This is a genomic window from Chryseobacterium sp. YIM B08800 (genome assembly GCF_026163565.1).
Taxonomy (GTDB): Bacteria; Bacteroidota; Bacteroidia; order Flavobacteriales; family Weeksellaceae; genus Chryseobacterium.
The window spans coordinates 40,085-57,807 of the sequence record NZ_JAPDKN010000017.1; the positions used below are offsets into that span (position 1 = coordinate 40,085).

Consider the following 17,723-nt stretch of genomic DNA (forward strand, 5'->3'; position numbering starts at 1 on the left):
GATAATAGTATTTGCTTTATGAAAAATAATTGATTGTTTAATTTTTATTTTAATAAAAATATTTTACAAACTTGATATGTTTTAATATTGAATTCATATTTAACAAATTTATATCAGAAAGGAAACTTAATACTTAGGTTTCCTTTTTTTATGACCTCAGATAATCTGAATAATTATGAAAATCTAATGAGTTTTGACTGAAAAAGTTGCAAATTTGCACAAATTGTTTTTCGGTTGAAATTCAACTCAAATCAATTCTTTATAAAAAATAAAATCGACCCAATTTTGAAGGTCATCAATTAGAGTTAAATTCATGGTTTTTGTAACAGGAGCAACAGGAATTTTAGGCAGAGTCATTGTTTTAGAGCTTTTGAAAAAAGGTAAAAAAGTGCGTGCTGCAAAAAGACCTTCAAGCAACATCAATGAAGTAAAACATTCTTATCAGTTTTATACCGAAAATCCGGATGATTTTTTCAATAAAATCGAATGGATTGATGTCGATTTTGATGATATTAATGCTGTTGAATCTGCCTTAAATGAAGTTACTGAAGTTTATCACTGTGCTGCAAAAGTAAGTTTTCATCCGAAAGATGAGAAAGAGATGTATCACACCAACATTAAGGCTACAGAAAACCTTCTTTTTGCCTGTGAAAATTCTACAGTAGAAAAATTTCTTCACGTAAGTTCAATTGCTGTGCTCGATTTATTGAATGAAAAAGGCGAGCTCGACGAAAGTTCAGACTTTAATCCTAAAGAAGAACATTCGGCTTATGCCATTTCAAAGCATCTTTCTGAAATGGAAATTTGGAGAGCTTCTGCAGAGGGTTTAAACACAATTATCATCAATCCCGGAATGATTATCGGAACCGGAAACTGGGGAAAAAGCAGCGGCGATATTTTTCCGACTTTTGAAAACAACAGCTTTACTTTTTCTGGCGGAACAAGCTATGTTGACGTAAGAGATGTGGCTGAAATTTCAATCCAGCTAATGGAAAATAATGCTTTCGGAGAACGTTTTATCATCGTTTCTGAAAGTAAAAAATACGCTGATCTTGGAAAACAGATCAGAACAAAATTAGGGTTAAAAGAAGCCAGAATTCTTTCAAAAAGTATTTTGCAAATCGGAAGAATTGCCAATTGGTTTTTCGGATGGGTTTTTCCTCAACTGAAAATGGCCACCAAGTCAAATATTGATGCAGTTTCTTCTCTCAATGTGATTTCTAATCAGAAAATTAAGGATCAATTGAATTTTAAATTTATTCCGGTACAGGAAAGCATCGATTTTCATCTCAACAATTATATTAACGACAAAAAGCTGAACAAAAAATAATGAATCTTGCAGAGGCAATTATTAAAAAAAATATAGAAAAGCATCCTTTAAAATCGGCAGTAGGTTTCAAAAAAAAGGAGGGCTGGAAAGAATTGAGCTGGAAAAAATTTGGCGAAATTGTTTTTAAAACCGCCAATGCGCTGAAAGATTCAGGTGTTGAGGAAAATGATAAAGTAGCAATTTATGCAGATAATTCTGCAGAATGGATGATATTTGATCTTGCTGCTATGTCGATTGGTGCTATTACAGTTCCTATTTATTCTACCAACAATGCAGAGCAGGCAGAATTTATATTGAAAGATTCGGGTGCAAAAATTGTTTTGGTCGGAGATCAGGTACAATATGATGGCTGTCTTGAAATTTTGAAAAAAGAAAGCATCGATAATCCGCTTAAAACAATTATTGTTTCTAAAAAAGCAGTGTGGATTAAGAAAGAATTCAGCAGTTTTTACCTTGAAGATTTTATTGCTAAATCTTCTCCGGAACTTGAAGTTATTTCTAAAAATGAAGACGATTTAGCCACTATTATTTATACTTCCGGAACTACAGGAATGCCAAAAGGAGTGATGTTAACGCATGGAAATTTCACTAAAGCATTCGATGCGCATTTTGAGTTTTTTAAATTTAAAAATTTCGAAGAAGAACTTTCATTGGCATTTTTACCCTTAACGCACGTTTTCGAAAGAAGCTGGAGCTTGCTTTGTTTATACGGAGGTGCAAGAGTTTATTTCCTGGAAGATCCGAAAAGTATTGCCAAAGCTTTGGAAGAAGTAAAGCCAACGATGATGTGTGCGGTACCGAGATTTTTCCAGAAAGTGTATGCTGGAGTTTTAGAAAAAGCAGAAGAAGGTTCATCGCTAAAAAAGAAAATATTTAATTGGGCTTTAGAGATTGGAAAACAAACCGGAGAGTTTAGAAGAACAGAAAAACAAATTCCATTCGGTTTAAAAATAAAAGAAAACTTTGCAGAATTGCTGGTTTACAGCAAGATTAAAGAAAAAATGGGCGGTAGACTTTGGTTTATGCCTTGTGGTGGCGCTTCTTTGTCGCCGGAAGTTACTCAGTTTTTTGAATCGGTGAACATTCATCTTACCGTTGGTTACGGCCTTACGGAAACTACCGCGACTTTAACAGCTTTTCCTTTCACAAATTTTGAACATGGAAGCTGTGGAAAACCTTTGCCGGGTGTAGAAATTCGTATTGGTGAACAAGACGAAATTCAGGCAAAAGGAAACGGAATTATGAAGGGATATTACAATAAACCCGAAGACACCGAAAAAGTTTTCACTCAGGATGGTTGGTTCAAAACCGGTGATGCCGGAAAGTTTGATGAAAAAGGGAATCTTTTTATTACCGACAGAATCAAAGACCTGATGAAAACATCCAACGGAAAATATATTGCCCCGCAAATGATCGAAAATTTGTTGACCAATAATAATTTCATCCAGCAAATTGTTTTGATCGCAGAAGGTAAACAATTTGTTTCGGCTTTAATTGTTCCAAATTTTGAGTTTTTGAGCGATTATCTTAAGAAAAAAAATATTTCGTTTACCAATTGGGAAGAATTGGTAAAAAAGAAAGAAATAATCGATTTTTACAAAGAGAAAATAAACGAATTACAACAGCATCTTTCTGATTTCGAAAAGGTGAAAAAATTTACTTTAATGCCTGCCGAATTTGAAATTGGTAGCGGAGAAATCACCCCAACTTTGAAGATCAAACGAAATATCGTGCTGAAAAAATATGCAGATATTATTGAGAAAATGTATTAATTTGAGGTTGAGATTTAGGTTGAGACAAAAGGTATAAAATTAAAAGTTTAGTAATTAAACGATGACAACACAAGAATTTTTAGGAAAAGAAAATTTTACGATACAAAATAAAACAGTTTCAGAAAGCTGCCCGTCAAATATTGCCTTAATCAAATATTGGGGGAAATATAAAGATCAGATTCCGGCAAATCCGAGTATCAGTTTTACATTAAATCATTGTAAAACAAATACAGAGATGGAGTTTGTAGCCAATGAAACATTTTCTGTACAAACTTTTCTTGCAGGAAACAAAGAAGTGAAATTTGCCGAAAAAATTGAAAAATATTTTAAAAATATCGAGCAGTATCTTCCTTGGATTTTAAAAGGAAAATATATCATAAGAACCGAAAATACATTTCCTCACAGTTCAGGAATTGCGAGTTCAGCATCAGGTTTTGGAGCGATTGCAAAATGTCTGATGAAATTGGATGAAAGTTTTTCCGGAAAAAATTCAGATGAAGAATCTTTAACGAAAGCATCTTTTTTAGCAAGATTAGGAAGCGGAAGCGCTTGCAGAAGTCTTTACAACGGGTTGGTTGTTTGGGGCGAATCTGATGAGGTTGAAGGGAGTTCAGATCTGTTTGCTGTACAATATCCTAATTCTGAAATTCATGATATTTTCAAAGATTTTAACGATTGGGTTTTGCTGATCCATGAAGGAGTAAAAAGCGTTTCTTCTACAGTTGGTCATGGTTTGATGAATACCAATCCTTATGCGGAAAGAAGATTTCAGGAAGCAAGAGAAAATTTTGTTCCTATGAAAGAGATCTTGAAAAGCGGAGATATGCAAAGTTTTATAAAATTAGTAGAACACGAAGCCTTGACGCTTCATGCCATGATGATGATGAGCGATCCGGCATTTATTTTAATGAAAACAGGAACTTTAGAAGTGATCAATAAAATTTGGGATTTCAGAAGAGAAACCAATTTGCCGTTATTCTTCACTTTAGATGCGGGTGCAAATGTTCATTTACTTTTTCCAAATGACGGTTCAGAGGAGAAAATAAAAACTTTCATCGAACAAGAATTACTTCAGCATACTCAGAAAAATGGAGTAGTGAAGGATGTGATGAAGTTTTAGAATGTATTTTATGAAAATTAAAGTAAAAGCTCAGTTTATAGATTATTTATTGATAGTAATTGCAAATCTAGCTTTTGCTTTAATTTTTATTTTTGGATATTATAGATTAGAATGGTTCGGTGTCATTCCGGGATATGCACCTTATAATTTTGCATTTAATGTTGGATTGATTCTTCCACTTACATTTGTCTCTTTTGTTTTGTCTGTTTTTGTTTTTTTTAGAACTTTACAGAATTGGAAGAAAAGACCAAATAAATTAGATAATTTTTTTTTGATTTTTTTCTCTTTGCCAAGTATTACTTTAGTTATTAAGGTTTTTATCTCTCTGGTGTTTCATATTTTCACTTCCAATTATTAGTTTTGAAGGGGGTATTAAAGAATCAATTGCTGTTGATCATCTTTCTCAATTTAAGATAATAAAAGATCCAAATTAAAAAGTTGATCCAAGGAATAATGATAAAGTATTCTTCAGCTGAAAACTCTGAAAGACTTACCAAAATTAAAGACAGATAAAGAAAATAGCCTGCGAAAAATGCCAGAAATACAAAGTATTTACTTTTTCTGATTTGTTTGAACAGAATTAAAAAGGCAGGTAAACTAAGAAAAACTATAAGTATCTGAATTCCTATTGCAATTCCGTATTGCAAACCACCAAAACAGTTCATTTTCGGTCTGCCATCTTCATAATGATTTGGAGTTTGCATATCGATTATGATTAAAAATACAATCATAAAAATGGTTCCTACCAAAAAACTGGCAAGTATTCCTGAACCTATTACTTTTGCGATTTGTTTTTTCATATTCAGTCAGAATCAATCTATAGGTTTATAGATATGAAAATTATTTATCTTTTTTAAATTTAAAAAAAGATAATCTTTCTTTTATAAAATAATTTGCATCAAATTTGCAACCCAAAATTACTTAATAAACAATTCAATTTATGCTATTCAAAAATGAATTTCTGAGTGATTTCTCAACCTATCTCAAAGATAAAAGAAAAACGCTTTTTCTGTGTTTTTCTATTTTTTTTATTCTTGTTTTTCTTCTTTTGAGTTTTTATGTGGTTGATTCTTCTCCAAAATCCTGGGATCTTCTTGTTTCTCAGGAACTGCAGGAAGAGCCAAGTGCGATTTTAGACGTTTTAATGAAAGGCTTCAGTTGGTTGGGAACCGTTTATGTTGCAGCAGTTATGGTTGTTGTATTTTCTTTGATTTTCTTGATATTTAAATATATCAAAGAAGCTCTTTTTGTCTTGTCATGCCTTTTATCAGGCGGTGTAAGTTATGTTTTAAAAATGCTTATCGATCGTCCGAGACCTACAACAGATTTTGTAAGAATTGTTGAAGAAACGCACTATCAAAGCTTTCCGAGCGGTCATGTTTTATTTTATACTGCTTTTTTCGGGACATTGATCGTGATTGCAATCTCTTCGGGAATTTTAAAATTATCCTGGAAAATAATGATCTCTGCAATCTGTTCGGCAATGATTGTTTTGGGAGCCGTTTCCCGTATTTATTTGGGTGCACATTGGTTTACAGATGTAATCGGCGGATTCATCGTTGGTGTTCTTTTCGTGATGTTTACAGGAAGTGTTTATCTCAGAAGTATAAAGAAATCATCTCTTATTCAGGAATAATTATTCCATTAGAATTGTTAAACTTAATTTATACTTTTAATCTTCGATAACGACTGCATCACGTTCCCCATCTTCTTCTTTTCCTTCTTCGATCATTTCTTCAGCTTCGGCAATTTCTTCAGAATCTGCCTGCTCTACACGCTCTTCCTGGTCATCATTGTGATGGTCGATAAAGAATTCACAATAAATTGGAAGGTGATCTGAACCGAAATTTTCTAATGTTTTTAAATCTTTAATGAAAATATCTTCACTGTGAAACATCAGATCGATAGGAAATCTAAAAAGCCAGTATTTTGCATGAAAAGTAGATACAAAAGCATGACCGACTCTGGGATCAATCAAATGACTTGTTTTTCTGAATAAGATAGAAGATTTAGACCAAGCAACATTATTGAAATCTCCCACAACAATCACCGGTTTTTTTATTTTGGTAACTCTTTTTGCAACGCTGAGAATATCGCCATCTCTTTCTTTTGAAGTTTCTTCTTCGGTCGGACTTGGTGGTGGAGGATGAACTCCAAAAAATACAAATTCAAAACCATCTTCGGTTTTTAAATGTGCTTCAATACTCGGAATATCATCCGCTACAAAATAATGCGTTTTCGATTCTTCAACTTTTATTTTAGAATAAAAATGCATTCCGTAAGTATTTTCAAGCGTTACTTTATGTTGGTAAGGATAATCTTTTTCTAAAACCTGAAGCGCTTTTTCCCAATCGCCGTTGCTTTCCATTGTTAGAAATATATCTGGCTTATTTTTGTTAATGAGATTAATAAATTTTTCAAAATCAGTATTAAATTGATACACATTAGCCGAAATGAAGTGATATTTCTTAGACGATTGATTGGTTTGTGGATGTTTTTTTACTTTATAAAGCGGAGTATATTTAATCAGCGTAATTCCATGATAAATAATCATTGCCAATAATAAACCTTGCAGATACCAGAAATAATCTGTCTTTTCGATGATAAATCCTAAAACGAAAGTAAAAATAGTAAAATAAGTAATCTGAATTTTACCAAAATCGGGAAACCGAAAAATCCAATGTGGGCTCGGAATTTTTGGCAATACGGTTAAAATCAGCAATAAAGCACTTAGAACTAGGTAAGTTTCCCACATATTTCTTTAGATATATAAATAAAAATAAGATATTTTCAGGTAATTTCGTGCCAGTTTTGATGTAAACAGTGATGATGAGCGATATATTTTTTAATTTTAAAGTTTAAAACTCATAGTATGGGAAAGTTCTTTATCGTTTTATTGTTTTTAAGCTCATTCTGTTTCGCTCAGAAAACTGAAAATGATGCCATAAAAGAAAGTGTGGAAAAGCTTTTTACAGGTATGAAAAATGCAGACACCATCATGATAAGATCTGTTTTTGCTGACAATGCAATTTTACAGACGATAACAAAAAATGATGTGGTGAAAACAGAAAAACTGGGCAATTTTCTATCTTCTTTTTCTAAGTTATCAAAGAATGATGCAGACGAAAAAATTAAATTTGAAGCAATTCATATGGATGGAAACCTGGCGAGTGTTTTTACACCGTACGAATTCTATTACAAAGGAAAGTTTTCACATTGCGGAGCTAATAGTTTTCAACTTGTAAAGCAAAATGACGTCTGGAAAATTCAATATTTAATCGATACAAGAAGAACAAACTGTAATAAATAATTTTAAATGAAAATCCATCATATCGCCATTATCTGCTCAGATTACGAAGTTTCAAAAAAGTTTTATACCGAAATTTTAGGTTTAAATATTATCCGTGAAGTGTATCGAGAAGAAAGACAATCTTATAAACTGGATTTAGCCATCGGAGAACATTACGTTATCGAGCTTTTTTCTTTTCCTAATCCTCCGCAACGACCTTCAAGACCAGAATCTTGTGGTTTAAGACATTTAGCTTTCTCTGTGGAAAATGTTAATAAAAAACGCGAAGAATTAATTCAAAAAGGATTAAACTGTGAAGAAATCCGCATCGATGAGTTTACCGGAAAAGAGTTTTTCTTTACGCAAGATCCGGATGATTTACCGCTGGAATTTTATGAGAATTAAATTAAGATACCAGATTTTAGATGTCAGATCCAAGACTTAAATTACTGTTTGTAAGTCTGATGTCTAAAATCTTGCGTCTATTATCTATTATTAATGTGCATAACCCGTAAAGAAACTAATCGCCATAATTGCCAAAACAATTGAAGAAATGATTACATAAACATAATCTTTTTCTTTAAGATAACCGATTAATGCAAAAATGATCCTCATTAAAGGCGTGAAAATAAGCATCAGAATTCCCAGTTGAATAATTGCCATTCCTTCACCTTTGCAAAGGGTTTCCCAAAAATGGCTCCAGACTTTTTCTGAAGAAGTTCCCATGTCGAGAAGCTTGTATTTTCTGGGCATTTGAAAGCCTTCCATGAAAAGCTTCACAAAACCAATCAATGAAGTGATAACCGATAAAATAACGCCCAAACGAAGGAGATTTCCAACAGAACGGTTAAGATCAACATCTGTAAAATCTTTTCTCATGAGAAATTGCTTCTAATACCGTTATACATCATATAAACTGAAAGAATCGTAATAACAATTGCGAAAAATGTTTTCAGTTTTTTTGTTTTTGAAACCATTAAAGTCTTAGATCCTATAAAACTTCCAACCACAACACCTACTAAAACGGGTGCTACAATTACAGGAATAATTTCTCCTCTCTGGAAATAAATCAATGAACTTGCAACAGCAGTTACACCAATCATAAAATTACTGGTCGTTGTAGAAACTTTGAAAGGCAGCCTCATCATATTATCCATTGCCAATACTTTCAAAGCACCGGAACCGATACCTAAAAGTCCGGACATTGCTCCTGCAAACATCATCATAAAGAATCCGGGAATGGTATTTCTTGCTGCATAGTTTTTTACAACACCTTTATCGGGGAATGTTCCGTATAATTTCAGTTTATCTTCCAGGCTTCCTTTAATTAAAGCTTCCTGATGGTCGGGTTTTCCTTTAAGATTTAAAATAACTGTAAGCAAAAGAATACTTGCGAATATAATCCCGATGGTATTAGGATTTAGCATTCCGGAAACTAAAGCTCCCACAATTGCTCCTGAAGTGGTTGCAATCTCCAGAAACATTCCGATCCTCATATTGGTAAAGCCTTCTTTTACGAAAGCAACGGCTGCTCCGGAAGAAGTTCCGATGACCGAAATTAATGAAGCACCAATTGCATAATGCATAGGAACACCGAAACCAAGCGTTAATAAGGGGATAATGATAACTCCACCTCCCAAACCGGTGAGCGAACCTAAAAGCCCGGCCGAGATAGCGCCAAGAAAAAGAATAATGATCTCCGACATGGTACAAATATAAAACTATTGCGGTTTTCAGGCAAACATTCATCCAAGATTATTTTTTGCCGTATTTTTGCAAAAATAAAATTCAAAATGAAGTTATTTTATATCATCCTTGGTGCAACGCCAAAAGGCAGAAATATAGAACAACATGATGTTTTCTTTGGTATCGCAGAAAGTCTCAAAGATTTAGTTCCGGATATTAAAGATTTCTGGAAAGAAGCCGAAGGGAAAATTCATCTCGACTGTTATCAGGAAGTAAAATTTGCTGATGGTTTTGAAGTAAAGATCGTAGAAAAAGGAGAAGAAACTTCAGAAGATCAACTCTATTTTATCAATTTAGGCGGTTATAAGAAAGGTTATTTTGAAGAATTTCATGAGCAACATTTGATGGTGGGAACTTCAATGGCAGATATTGTGAAAAAAGCAAAACAGACCGATTTTTATAAAACGATGGGTTTTGAAGGTGCGGTAAGTCATATTGACGATAAACACGGTGTTGATATTGATGATATTTTTAATGTCAACGATATTCTTCCTGAAAAAATGAAAGAAAAATATTCAATTGTTTTAGTGAAATCTGATACTGAAAATCAGGAAAATCCGGTGGGATTGGGGTATTTGAAAATTGATAAAATATAGCTTCATTCTGTCATTCTGAATGTAGAAAAGCGAAATGAAGAATCTAAGCTTTTTAATTTTTTTAGAGATTCCTCCTTCGTCGGAATGACAATTCGGATGTTTAAAAGCTTTATTAAAAAAAATTAAATCTAATAGAAAAAATAAAAGTAAAAATGAAAATAGGAATTTTGGGAGGCGGACAGCTCGGTAGAATGTTGATTCAGGAGGCGCTGAAGTATGATGATGAATTTTACACGTTAGATCCGGCTGCAGATGCACCTTGTCATAATATTTCGCATTTTACACAAGGGAGTTTTAATGATTACGAAACCGTTTTGAATTTCGGAAAAGATAAAGATGTAGTAACTATTGAGATTGAGCACGTGAATGCAGATGCTTTGGCTGAGCTGGAAAATCAAGGGATAAAAGTGGTTCCGAATGCACAAATCATTAAAACCATTCAGCAGAAAATTCTTCAAAAGCAATTTTATAAAGCTCATGATATTCCAAGTCCGGATTTTGAAATTATGGATGGAAGCTCAGACGAAATAAAAATGCCACTTCCTTTTGTACAAAAAATGAATACAGGTGGTTACGACGGAAAAGGGGTTCAGGTTATCCGTACAAATGAAGACATGAAAAATCTTTGGATACAAGATTCTGTACTTGAAAAATTAGTTGATATCGACAAAGAGCTTTCGGTAATTGTTGCTAAAAATGAAAACGGAGAAACTCAAATTTTCCCTGTAACAGAAATGGTTGCCGATCCTAAATTAAATTTGCTTGATTTTAATATTTGTCCGGTTTTTTTAAGTGATGAAATTGAAGATCAAATCGATTCGATTACTGAGAAATTCCTGAATGCCGTAAATTCTCCAGGACTTTTTGCTATTGAATTATTTTTGGATAAAGAAGGAAAAGTTTGGGTGAATGAAACCGCTCCGAGACTTCACAATTCAGGACATCAAAGTCAGGAAGGAAATGCCAATTCTCAATTCGAACAAATGTATCGCGTGGTGAAAAATCTTCCTTTGGCAGACACTGATGCCGTTATTTACAGTGGAATGCTGAATTTGGTTGGAGCAGAAGGTTTTTCAGGAAAAGTAATTTATGAAGGAATGGAAGAAGTCTTAAAGCTTCCGGAAACCTACATTCACCTTTACGGAAAAACAGAAACCAAGCCTGGAAGAAAAATGGGACACATCAATGTTTTGGCAGAATCCAGAGAAGAATTGATGGAGAAACTGATCCAAGTAAAAGCGATGGTAAGAGTAATTGCTTAACGTTTTAAAATATATTGAGAAAGACTGCTTTTGGGCAGTCTTTTTTGTTTTATTTAATTTTCGGCTCATCAATTGTCCATTTTTTCTCAGTTGAATTCCATAATAAATAAGGGCCACCTAAACCATCATCATATATCAGTTCGTAATTTCCTATTTCATCTTTGTTATAGACTGGTTTTGCGGGATCATCTTTTTGTAATCCTAATTGCTCTAAAGTTTGCCAATCATTAACTTCAGGAAGTTTGTAGCTTTTTTGACGGTAACTTTCAATATTTTCAATGATTTTGTTTCCGTTTTTAATATCAGATTTTCTTGTGATTTCTATCGGAAGATTCCAATAAATGGTAATAGATAAGACAATAAGAACGATTAATGATAGGGAAATAATGAGTGTTTTTTTCATTTATTTTTTTATTTTAAAAGATCCTTAAGTTGGAAATAATCAGTATTTGATCCAAAGTTTTTAGTATTGGCATTGGTTCCGAAAATACGATATTGATGACAATTAAAACAAATTTTCATAATTCCGTTGATTTTTTTATCCTTTTTAAAAATTAGAATATCTCTGTAAACGGGAGCACATGCTCTAACTTCCATATCTTCTTCGGGCTTTTCAATAAAAATTTTATTTAGTGCTTTAAACTTTGAAGAATCAACTTTACTTTTAGAATAACCAATCTTCTCAATGAATTTTAGAAACTCTTGGTCTGTGATATCATTTGGAGTTTCTCCAGCAATAACTTCGTATTTTATTTTGTCGATTTTAGATTTGTCTTGACTATTATATAAACTTAAAATAGTACTATTACTTGTATCAATATAATAATGGTCTAACTTGTTATAATCAAAAAAATGTTTTCCATATTTTATTTTAGGTGACGGATATGGTTTTTCGATTTTTAAATTATTAGTATTTTGATTCGCATCTTTACAATTGAATAAAATAAGCAGAACTAAAAATAATAACCTTTTCATAAAAGAAAAACTTTGCTTAATGCAATTTAATTATTTCTCTATTTAAATCGAGTTTTCTTCAATCTTTTTTCTCTTAAAAAGTTCCGGATTATAATTAATAATAAAAACTCCGGCGATAATCAGTACTGCTGCAATGATAAATTTAGCCGAGATTTTTTCATCTAAAATCAGCCAGCTTAAAAATATAGAAATAATCGTATTGATATAAGCTAAAATTGAAACCTGTACTGGAGAAATTTTTGTTAAAGCATAATGAAATGCAAAGAAAGCCGCTACAGAACCGAAAACTGCAAGATAAAGCATTGCTGAAATACTTTTTATACTCCAGTTTTCAAAGTTATAAGATTCTGAAAAAAGAAAAGCGAAACAAAGCTGTACAATTCCTGCAAAAAGAAATTGGTAGAAAAGATTGAGCGTAATATTCTTGCTTTGAAGATTCAGCTTTTTGGTGAAAATAGTTCCCGATGCCCATCCTAAAATAGCAATAAAAAGAAAAATAATGCCCATTAAATAATCAGGATTTGAGAGGTCATTTAAACCATCCCAAAATATAAAAAGTATCCCGCTGAAACACATGATGATCCCTATTAAAGCCCGAAAACTGAATTTTTGTAATCCAAAAGCCACACTTCCTAAAAATACTGCAATAGGTGAACAGGCGCTCATTAATGAAGCCAAACTGCTGGTTACGGTTTCTTCCGCAACGGTGGTCATTCCATTAGCAATAACGAGCATTAAAGTTGAAAAAATAATTTGATACCCTAGATTTTTCCAGCCAATCCATTTGAATTCTTTTCTGTAGAAAAGTATGATCAACATGATGATCGCCGCTAAAAACTGACGGATTCCTGCAACAAACCATGCCGGAATAGTTTCTACAGCCACACGAATGGATAAAAAGGTAGTTCCCCAAACTATGGCTACGGTGAGAATGGCTAAAATAAGTTTGTAGTTTTTCAAAATGCAGTGAATCGTCTGCAAATATAGAGATAATGAGTCAGAACAAATGGGTACAGAACAGCAGAATTTAGAAGTAACAGAATTGGCGATTCACTTTTTTAAAATCCTTATCTTTGAAGTCTAATAAAATTGAAAAAATGGTAGGAATTATTATGGGAAGTCAGAGTGACTTACCGATTATGGAACTGGCGGCTAATTTTCTAAAAAGTTTAGACATTCCTTATGAGTTGACTGTAGTTTCTGCTCACAGAACTCCGGAAAGAATGTTTGATTACGCAAATACAGCCAAAGAAAGAGGGTTGAAGGTAATTGTTGCCGGAGCTGGAGGAGCTGCTCATCTTCCGGGGATGGTTGCAAGCTGTACCACTTTACCTGTAATTGGTGTTCCTATACTTTCCAGCAATTCTATTGACGGGTGGGATTCTGTTTTATCTATTTTACAAATGCCGGGCGGAATTCCTGTAGCAACAGTTGCATTAAACGGAGCATTAAATGCGGGAATTTTAGCAGCAAAAATATTAGGAAGCGGAAATGAGGTAATTGCAGAAAAATTACAGGTTTACCAAGATACTTTAAAAGATAAAGTTTTGGGAACGGTAGATGATATTAAAGCAAAACATCCTAATCAATATGATATTAATTAATTGTGAATTGTAAATTTTTTTAGTAAAATTTATTCTCTTTTATAAATGGAAAAGCCTCACAATTTGTGAGGCTTTTGTTATTTTTTAATGAATTTGAAAGATTGTATTTTTTCTTTTGTAATAAGTTCTAAAATATAAGTTCCGGAAGTCAAATTCTGAATGTTGATAAAATCTTTGTTTAATAAATCTTTCATCACCATTCTGCCACTCAGGTCTGTTATAACAAAGCTTTTTACATTAGAAATGTTTTTTAAATAAATAATATCTTGCGCCGGATTGGGGTAAATAGCAATTTTTGGTTTGGTTGTTTCAGAAGTTGAAAGACCTTCTTTGATTTGACAGGTTCCTAAAGTATCTCCGAAGATTGTCCATCCTTTACTGATTAATATATTTCTGTCTACAACGACATCAGGGGAATAAGAAAGCATTATCACAGGAGATATCGAAATATTGTTTGGGGTATTGGGGTTTTGCGCCCATCCGGAAAGAGTATAACTGTAATTAGCGCAATTGATTGATGTTCCGCTAAGTGCTAATGAAGCATTGGTAAGTGACGAAAGATCCCAGCTCCCTAAATCTTGATTAAAATTGTCTGCACCAGCAAATATTGCGCTCATATTTTGAACATTACTCGTATTCCATGATGATAAAGGTTTATTAAAATAATCTGCATCATGGAACATATTAGAAATATCAGTTACATTAGATACATTCCAGCTGTTAATAGATTGATTAAAAACAGCGCTATTAAACATATGAGACATATTGGTAACCATTGAAGTATTCCAATTATCTAAAGGCTGGTTAAATGCTTTTGTTCCATAAAATAAGTAGCTCATATTTGTTACGTTTGAGGTATTCCAACCGTTAAGGTTTTGATTAAATGCCAGTCTTGCTTCAAACATATGACTTAGATCTTCGGCTGATGAAATGTTCCAATTACTTATCTGAGGATTAAATGTATCATTAGGAGAAGCAACTGAACCTCCAAACATCCCTTTAAAGTTTTTAATTGTAGAAACATTCCAATTAGCGATAGATGTGCTTACAGTGAGTGGTGAAATATTATAAAACATATAAGATGCATCGGTAACATTATTGAAATTTGGAGTGTCTGTTGCCGTGATTTTCAAATTTCTACAGTTTGTAAATGCGCTGTACATTGATGTCCATTGAATGTTTCCCCATTGCTCAACTTCTAATATTCTTTCGATGCTTCCAAGATTTTCAAAAACTGCAACTGCATCTGCAACTGTATTTGGGTAGATCAAACCAAAGCGAATTTGGTTAAAACTTCCATTACCATTACTTACTTTTACTCTGTATTTTACATCATCCGGGACGGGGTTTAGAGCAACACCAAAGTCTATTAAAACCTGAGTGGTAGAAGTTACATTAGGCATAGTTCCGTTGTGTTGCGGGTAGCCAACTTCCTCCCAATTGATCGTGTAATTTTGCCCTACTCCGGGGAACCATATTTGATTGGCAGCAACCTGATGTGGTGCAACAACCATTTCATCCATATTGATAGCTGTAGTAGGCTTCCAGATGGTGATAAATTCGTTTTGAGCTTTTGAAAATTGTCCTAAAAATGCAAAAAGGATAAAAGCGGATAGTTTTTTTAACATATTTTTATTTTAATAGGTTACTTTTTAATAAACTTAAAACTCTCAATATTTTTATCAGTTATGATTTGTAAAATATAATTTCCGGAGCTAAGATTTTGAATAGTAATAAAGTCTTTTGTCAAAGAATCTTTCATGATAATTCTTCCGCTAGAATCTGTTATGATATAACTTTTTGCCCCTTTGGAATTATTTAAATAAATAAAATCTGATGCCGGATTAGGATAGATTGAAAGACTGTTTTTTAACTTATTCTCATTTACTGCAAGCTTTTCACATTCGCCCACAACATCTCCTGTAAAGAGCCATCCTTTATTGATAAGAATATTTCTTTTGTTCACAACATTTGACGAATACATGAGATTCATAAGTGGACCTAAATTGATATTATTGGCAGTATTAGGATTATCTGCCCAACCCGAAAGCGTATTACTGTAATTGGTACAATCTATTCCTGTTTGGGTAATTGCCAGCAAAGCAGTTGTAAGTGCTGGAAGATTCCAGTTTGCTAATGTTTGATTAAAAGCTGATGCTCCTTGCAAAAAAATATTCATGTCGGTTACCTTGCTTGTGTCCCAGCTGTCAAGTGGTTGATTAAATGCTGTACAGTTGTGGAACATATGAGATATATTGGTAACATTTGAAGTATTCCAGCTGTTTAAAGGTTGATTAAAATTAGGAATCAAATGAAACATTAGAGACATATTTGTAACATTCGAGGTGTTCCAATTATTCAGGGGTTGATTAAATGCAATGCAGACAGCAAACATTGAACTCATATTGGTAACACTTGAGGTATTCCAATTATTAAGAGGTTGATTAAAGACAGTGCAGGATTCAAACATAGCGCTCATATTGGTAACATTTGCTGTATTCCAACTGTTTAACTGCTGATTAAAGTTAAAAGCTGAATAAAACATACGAGACATATCTGTAACATTTGAAGTGTTCCAGCTGTTAAGGGGCTGATTGAAAGCGTAACAGCCTTCAAACATAGCACTCATATCAGTAACAGTTGAGGTATTCCAGGAATTTATATTTTGATTAAAAACCTTTCTGTTTTCAAATAATGATTTAAAATTGGTTGCAGCAGAGGTATTCCAATTTCCAATGGCTGGATTAAATGTGTCGGGAATTTGATACATATTTAAATGAGCAAACATAAAGCTGAAATCTTTTACGTGAGACATGTCCCAGTTTGCCATCGAAGGATTTCCTGTAAAGCTGCTTGCGTTAAAAAATAAATGTGAAGCATTCTCAACATTTGATAAATTCGGAGAATCTGTAGCCGTTAGTTGTAAGCTTTGACAATATGAAAATGCATTAAACATTGATGCCCACTGTATGTTTCCCCATTGAGATATCTCAAGAATCTTGTCTGAATTACCAAGGTGCGACCAGATTTTGGCTCCGCTTGAGTCTAAAGTGAAATTAGCAAATTGTATTTTACTAAAAACTCCGTTTCCATTGCTTACTTTTAGACGATAAGTCGCCTGATTTGGGGTTGGATTTAAAGGTGTTCCAAAATCAATTAAAATTTGACCAGTCGAAGTTACGTTCGTTAAAGTACCATTATGCTGAGGGAAATTTATTTCTTCCCATTGAATGGTATAGTTTGTTCCTGTCCCGGGAAACCAGATTTGGTTTGTGGTTGACTGCGATGGTGCTGTTACAGTAGTTGTAATGTTTGCATTTATTCCACTTGGTTTCCAAATGGTTATAAACTCGTTCTGTGCTTTCAGAAGCTGAAAAGCGACTAAAAGAAAATAGGGTAAAAGTTTTTTGAACATATCAATAATTTGTGAAATATAAAGATATGTAAAAATAAAAAACTCACCAAATTTGGTGAGCTTAAGTTATTCTATTCCTGCATCATATTGTCTCTAGTGTTTTTCTGGACGGCGATTGCACCAAATAAAGCCAGTAAAAATGCAAAACCATAAAACCCTTTTTCACTTGGAAGAATGGTAGCATTCCAGAGACCAATTGCCAATAAAACGATTGATGATAATGTAGCAAACCAGCAGATTCCGTAATAAATATCGGTTACTTTAATGTTTTCTAATCGGTCACGAACTGCTTTCTGCAAAGAAACTACAGCAAATAAACCGTAGAGTAGGATGGTAAAGTAGTATCCTTTTTCGTTAAGCTGCATTTCAGCTCTTGCAAGCCCGACAATAAATCCGATCATTCCTGCACCGAGCGCAATCCACGATGCCGCTACGAATGCAGTTGAAACTCCTTGTTTTTTCATTAATTGTTATTTTTGTTTATTATTGATTCAAATATATTATTTTTTAGATTAATGTTAATAATTATTTCATAAAAGATTGAAATTATTAAAATCGGTCGTAAAATAATAGCCCCGATGTTCTATGTTAATATGCAAATTCTTTAGGTTAAA

20 protein-coding genes are annotated in these 17,723 nt (G+C 33.1%); 10 read left to right on the top strand and 10 right to left on the bottom strand.

Translation table 11 applies throughout. The annotated features are described in order from the left end of the window. Nucleotides 1-313: 313 nt before the first annotated feature. From OEW74_RS08375 to OEW74_RS08390, 4 genes are all read left to right on the top strand, one after another. Nucleotides 314-1,330 carry an NAD-dependent epimerase/dehydratase family protein gene (locus OEW74_RS08375; RefSeq protein WP_265428036.1) on the top strand — a complete coding sequence of 339 codons (1,017 nt, stop codon included), beginning with the start codon at nucleotides 314-316 and terminating at the stop codon, nucleotides 1,328-1,330. After that, on the top strand, nucleotides 1,330-3,102 hold the full coding sequence (locus tag OEW74_RS08380; protein WP_265428037.1) for an AMP-dependent synthetase/ligase: 1,773 nt from the start codon (nucleotides 1,330-1,332) through the stop codon (nucleotides 3,100-3,102). The genes OEW74_RS08375 and OEW74_RS08380 overlap by 1 nt, the downstream gene beginning before the upstream one ends. Before the next feature lie 61 nt (nucleotides 3,103-3,163). Next, complete coding sequence (locus OEW74_RS08385) at nucleotides 3,164-4,222, top strand: diphosphomevalonate/mevalonate 3,5-bisphosphate decarboxylase family protein (protein ID WP_265428038.1); 1,059 nt, start codon at nucleotides 3,164-3,166, stop codon at nucleotides 4,220-4,222. Between the two features lie 10 nt (nucleotides 4,223-4,232). Then, complete coding sequence (locus OEW74_RS08390; protein WP_265428039.1) at nucleotides 4,233-4,580, top strand: hypothetical protein; 348 nt, start codon at nucleotides 4,233-4,235, stop codon at nucleotides 4,578-4,580. 22 nt (nucleotides 4,581-4,602) lie between these two features. Here the strand turns inward: OEW74_RS08390 and OEW74_RS08395 are convergent, their stop codons facing one another. Next, nucleotides 4,603-5,022 carry a hypothetical protein gene (locus OEW74_RS08395; RefSeq protein ID WP_265428040.1) on the bottom strand — a complete coding sequence of 140 codons (420 nt, stop codon included), beginning with the start codon at nucleotides 5,020-5,022 and terminating at the stop codon, nucleotides 4,603-4,605. 140 nt (nucleotides 5,023-5,162) lie between these two features. Between OEW74_RS08395 and OEW74_RS08400 the strand changes: the two genes are divergently transcribed. Then, complete coding sequence (locus OEW74_RS08400; RefSeq protein ID WP_265428041.1) at nucleotides 5,163-5,858, top strand: phosphatase PAP2 family protein; 696 nt, start codon at nucleotides 5,163-5,165, stop codon at nucleotides 5,856-5,858. A 36-nt stretch (nucleotides 5,859-5,894) separates the two neighbouring features. Here OEW74_RS08400 and OEW74_RS08405 read toward each other — a convergent pair whose 3' ends face one another. Then, nucleotides 5,895-6,977, bottom strand: coding sequence for an endonuclease/exonuclease/phosphatase family protein (locus tag OEW74_RS08405; RefSeq protein WP_265428042.1), 1,083 nt, complete (start codon nucleotides 6,975-6,977; stop codon nucleotides 5,895-5,897). A 117-nt stretch (nucleotides 6,978-7,094) separates the two neighbouring features. Here OEW74_RS08405 and OEW74_RS08410 point away from each other — a divergent pair, with 117 nt between their 5' ends. Together OEW74_RS08410 and OEW74_RS08415 are read left to right on the top strand one after the other, a co-directional pair. Continuing rightward, nucleotides 7,095-7,532, top strand: a complete 438-nt coding sequence (locus tag OEW74_RS08410; protein WP_265428043.1) for a nuclear transport factor 2 family protein — start codon at nucleotides 7,095-7,097, stop codon at nucleotides 7,530-7,532. A gap of 6 nt (nucleotides 7,533-7,538) precedes the next feature. Further along, on the top strand, nucleotides 7,539-7,916 hold the full coding sequence (locus OEW74_RS08415) for a VOC family protein (RefSeq protein ID WP_265428044.1): 378 nt from the start codon (nucleotides 7,539-7,541) through the stop codon (nucleotides 7,914-7,916). Between the two features lie 90 nt (nucleotides 7,917-8,006). Here the strand turns inward: OEW74_RS08415 and OEW74_RS08420 are convergent, their stop codons facing one another. Beyond that, nucleotides 8,007-8,390, bottom strand: coding sequence for a DUF1634 domain-containing protein (locus OEW74_RS08420; RefSeq protein ID WP_074229789.1), 384 nt, complete (start codon nucleotides 8,388-8,390; stop codon nucleotides 8,007-8,009). Continuing rightward, entirely contained in the window at nucleotides 8,387-9,217 is an 831-nt protein-coding gene (locus OEW74_RS08425; protein ID WP_074229788.1) for a sulfite exporter TauE/SafE family protein, read from the bottom strand. Before OEW74_RS08425 ends, OEW74_RS08420 begins: the two co-directional genes overlap by 4 nt. An 87-nt stretch (nucleotides 9,218-9,304) precedes the next feature. On the opposite strand from OEW74_RS08425, the gene OEW74_RS08430 reads away from it, so the two are divergent. After that, on the top strand, nucleotides 9,305-9,853 hold the full coding sequence (locus OEW74_RS08430; RefSeq protein WP_265428045.1) for a DUF1543 domain-containing protein: 549 nt from the start codon (nucleotides 9,305-9,307) through the stop codon (nucleotides 9,851-9,853). Between the two features lie 152 nt (nucleotides 9,854-10,005). Next, complete coding sequence (locus OEW74_RS08435) at nucleotides 10,006-11,115, top strand: 5-(carboxyamino)imidazole ribonucleotide synthase (protein ID WP_074229786.1); 1,110 nt, start codon at nucleotides 10,006-10,008, stop codon at nucleotides 11,113-11,115. A 49-nt stretch (nucleotides 11,116-11,164) separates the two neighbouring features. On the opposite strand, the gene OEW74_RS08440 is transcribed toward OEW74_RS08435, so the two are convergent. From OEW74_RS08440 to OEW74_RS08450, 3 genes are read right to left on the bottom strand one after another with little or no spacing between them, the layout of a single operon-like run. Continuing rightward, nucleotides 11,165-11,518 carry a hypothetical protein gene (locus OEW74_RS08440; protein ID WP_265428046.1) on the bottom strand — a complete coding sequence of 118 codons (354 nt, stop codon included), beginning with the start codon at nucleotides 11,516-11,518 and terminating at the stop codon, nucleotides 11,165-11,167. 8 nt (nucleotides 11,519-11,526) lie between these two features. Continuing rightward, a complete protein-coding gene (locus OEW74_RS08445; protein WP_265428047.1) occupies nucleotides 11,527-12,090 on the bottom strand; it encodes a hypothetical protein in 564 nt (187 codons plus the stop codon). A 42-nt stretch (nucleotides 12,091-12,132) separates the two neighbouring features. Further along, complete coding sequence (locus OEW74_RS08450) at nucleotides 12,133-13,050, bottom strand: DMT family transporter (RefSeq protein ID WP_265428048.1); 918 nt, start codon at nucleotides 13,048-13,050, stop codon at nucleotides 12,133-12,135. A 137-nt stretch (nucleotides 13,051-13,187) separates the two neighbouring features. Here OEW74_RS08450 and purE point away from each other — a divergent pair, with 137 nt between their 5' ends. Continuing rightward, entirely contained in the window at nucleotides 13,188-13,694 is a 507-nt protein-coding gene (gene purE / locus OEW74_RS08455) for a 5-(carboxyamino)imidazole ribonucleotide mutase (RefSeq protein ID WP_265428053.1), read from the top strand. 77 nt (nucleotides 13,695-13,771) lie between these two features. Here purE and OEW74_RS08460 read toward each other — a convergent pair whose 3' ends face one another. The 3 genes from OEW74_RS08460 to yiaA form a co-directional block, all read right to left on the bottom strand. Beyond that, entirely contained in the window at nucleotides 13,772-15,322 is a 1,551-nt protein-coding gene (locus tag OEW74_RS08460; RefSeq protein WP_265428049.1) for a BspA family leucine-rich repeat surface protein, read from the bottom strand. Between the two features lie 17 nt (nucleotides 15,323-15,339). Further along, entirely contained in the window at nucleotides 15,340-17,109 is a 1,770-nt protein-coding gene (locus OEW74_RS08465) for a BspA family leucine-rich repeat surface protein (RefSeq protein ID WP_265428050.1), read from the bottom strand. A 71-nt stretch (nucleotides 17,110-17,180) separates the two neighbouring features. Next, nucleotides 17,181-17,573: an inner membrane protein YiaA gene (yiaA, locus tag OEW74_RS08470; RefSeq protein WP_074229781.1), complete on the bottom strand. Its 393-nt coding sequence runs from the start codon at nucleotides 17,571-17,573 to the stop codon at nucleotides 17,181-17,183. Between the last annotated feature and the right edge of the window lie 150 nt (nucleotides 17,574-17,723).

Coding starts and splice junctions, on each gene's coding strand:
- OEW74_RS08375 (WP_265428036.1), top strand. CDS start 314: ATGGTTTTTGTAACAGGAGCAACAGGAATTTTAGGCAGAGTCATTGTT.
- OEW74_RS08380 (WP_265428037.1), top strand. CDS start 1,330: ATGAATCTTGCAGAGGCAATTATTAAAAAAAATATAGAAAAGCATCCT.
- OEW74_RS08385 (WP_265428038.1), top strand. CDS start 3,164: ATGACAACACAAGAATTTTTAGGAAAAGAAAATTTTACGATACAAAAT.
- OEW74_RS08390 (WP_265428039.1), top strand. CDS start 4,233: ATGAAAATTAAAGTAAAAGCTCAGTTTATAGATTATTTATTGATAGTA.
- OEW74_RS08395 (WP_265428040.1), bottom strand. CDS start 5,022: ATGAAAAAACAAATCGCAAAAGTAATAGGTTCAGGAATACTTGCCAGT.
- OEW74_RS08400 (WP_265428041.1), top strand. CDS start 5,163: ATGCTATTCAAAAATGAATTTCTGAGTGATTTCTCAACCTATCTCAAA.
- OEW74_RS08405 (WP_265428042.1), bottom strand. CDS start 6,977: ATGTGGGAAACTTACCTAGTTCTAAGTGCTTTATTGCTGATTTTAACC.
- OEW74_RS08410 (WP_265428043.1), top strand. CDS start 7,095: ATGGGAAAGTTCTTTATCGTTTTATTGTTTTTAAGCTCATTCTGTTTC.
- OEW74_RS08415 (WP_265428044.1), top strand. CDS start 7,539: ATGAAAATCCATCATATCGCCATTATCTGCTCAGATTACGAAGTTTCA.
- OEW74_RS08420 (WP_074229789.1), bottom strand. CDS start 8,390: ATGAGAAAAGATTTTACAGATGTTGATCTTAACCGTTCTGTTGGAAAT.
- OEW74_RS08425 (WP_074229788.1), bottom strand. CDS start 9,217: ATGTCGGAGATCATTATTCTTTTTCTTGGCGCTATCTCGGCCGGGCTT.
- OEW74_RS08430 (WP_265428045.1), top strand. CDS start 9,305: ATGAAGTTATTTTATATCATCCTTGGTGCAACGCCAAAAGGCAGAAAT.
- OEW74_RS08435 (WP_074229786.1), top strand. CDS start 10,006: ATGAAAATAGGAATTTTGGGAGGCGGACAGCTCGGTAGAATGTTGATT.
- OEW74_RS08440 (WP_265428046.1), bottom strand. CDS start 11,518: ATGAAAAAAACACTCATTATTTCCCTATCATTAATCGTTCTTATTGTC.
- OEW74_RS08445 (WP_265428047.1), bottom strand. CDS start 12,090: ATGAAAAGGTTATTATTTTTAGTTCTGCTTATTTTATTCAATTGTAAA.
- purE (WP_265428053.1), top strand. CDS start 13,188: ATGGTAGGAATTATTATGGGAAGTCAGAGTGACTTACCGATTATGGAA.
- OEW74_RS08460 (WP_265428049.1), bottom strand. CDS start 15,322: ATGTTAAAAAAACTATCCGCTTTTATCCTTTTTGCATTTTTAGGACAA.
- OEW74_RS08465 (WP_265428050.1), bottom strand. CDS start 17,109: ATGTTCAAAAAACTTTTACCCTATTTTCTTTTAGTCGCTTTTCAGCTT.
- yiaA (WP_074229781.1), bottom strand. CDS start 17,573: ATGAAAAAACAAGGAGTTTCAACTGCATTCGTAGCGGCATCGTGGATT.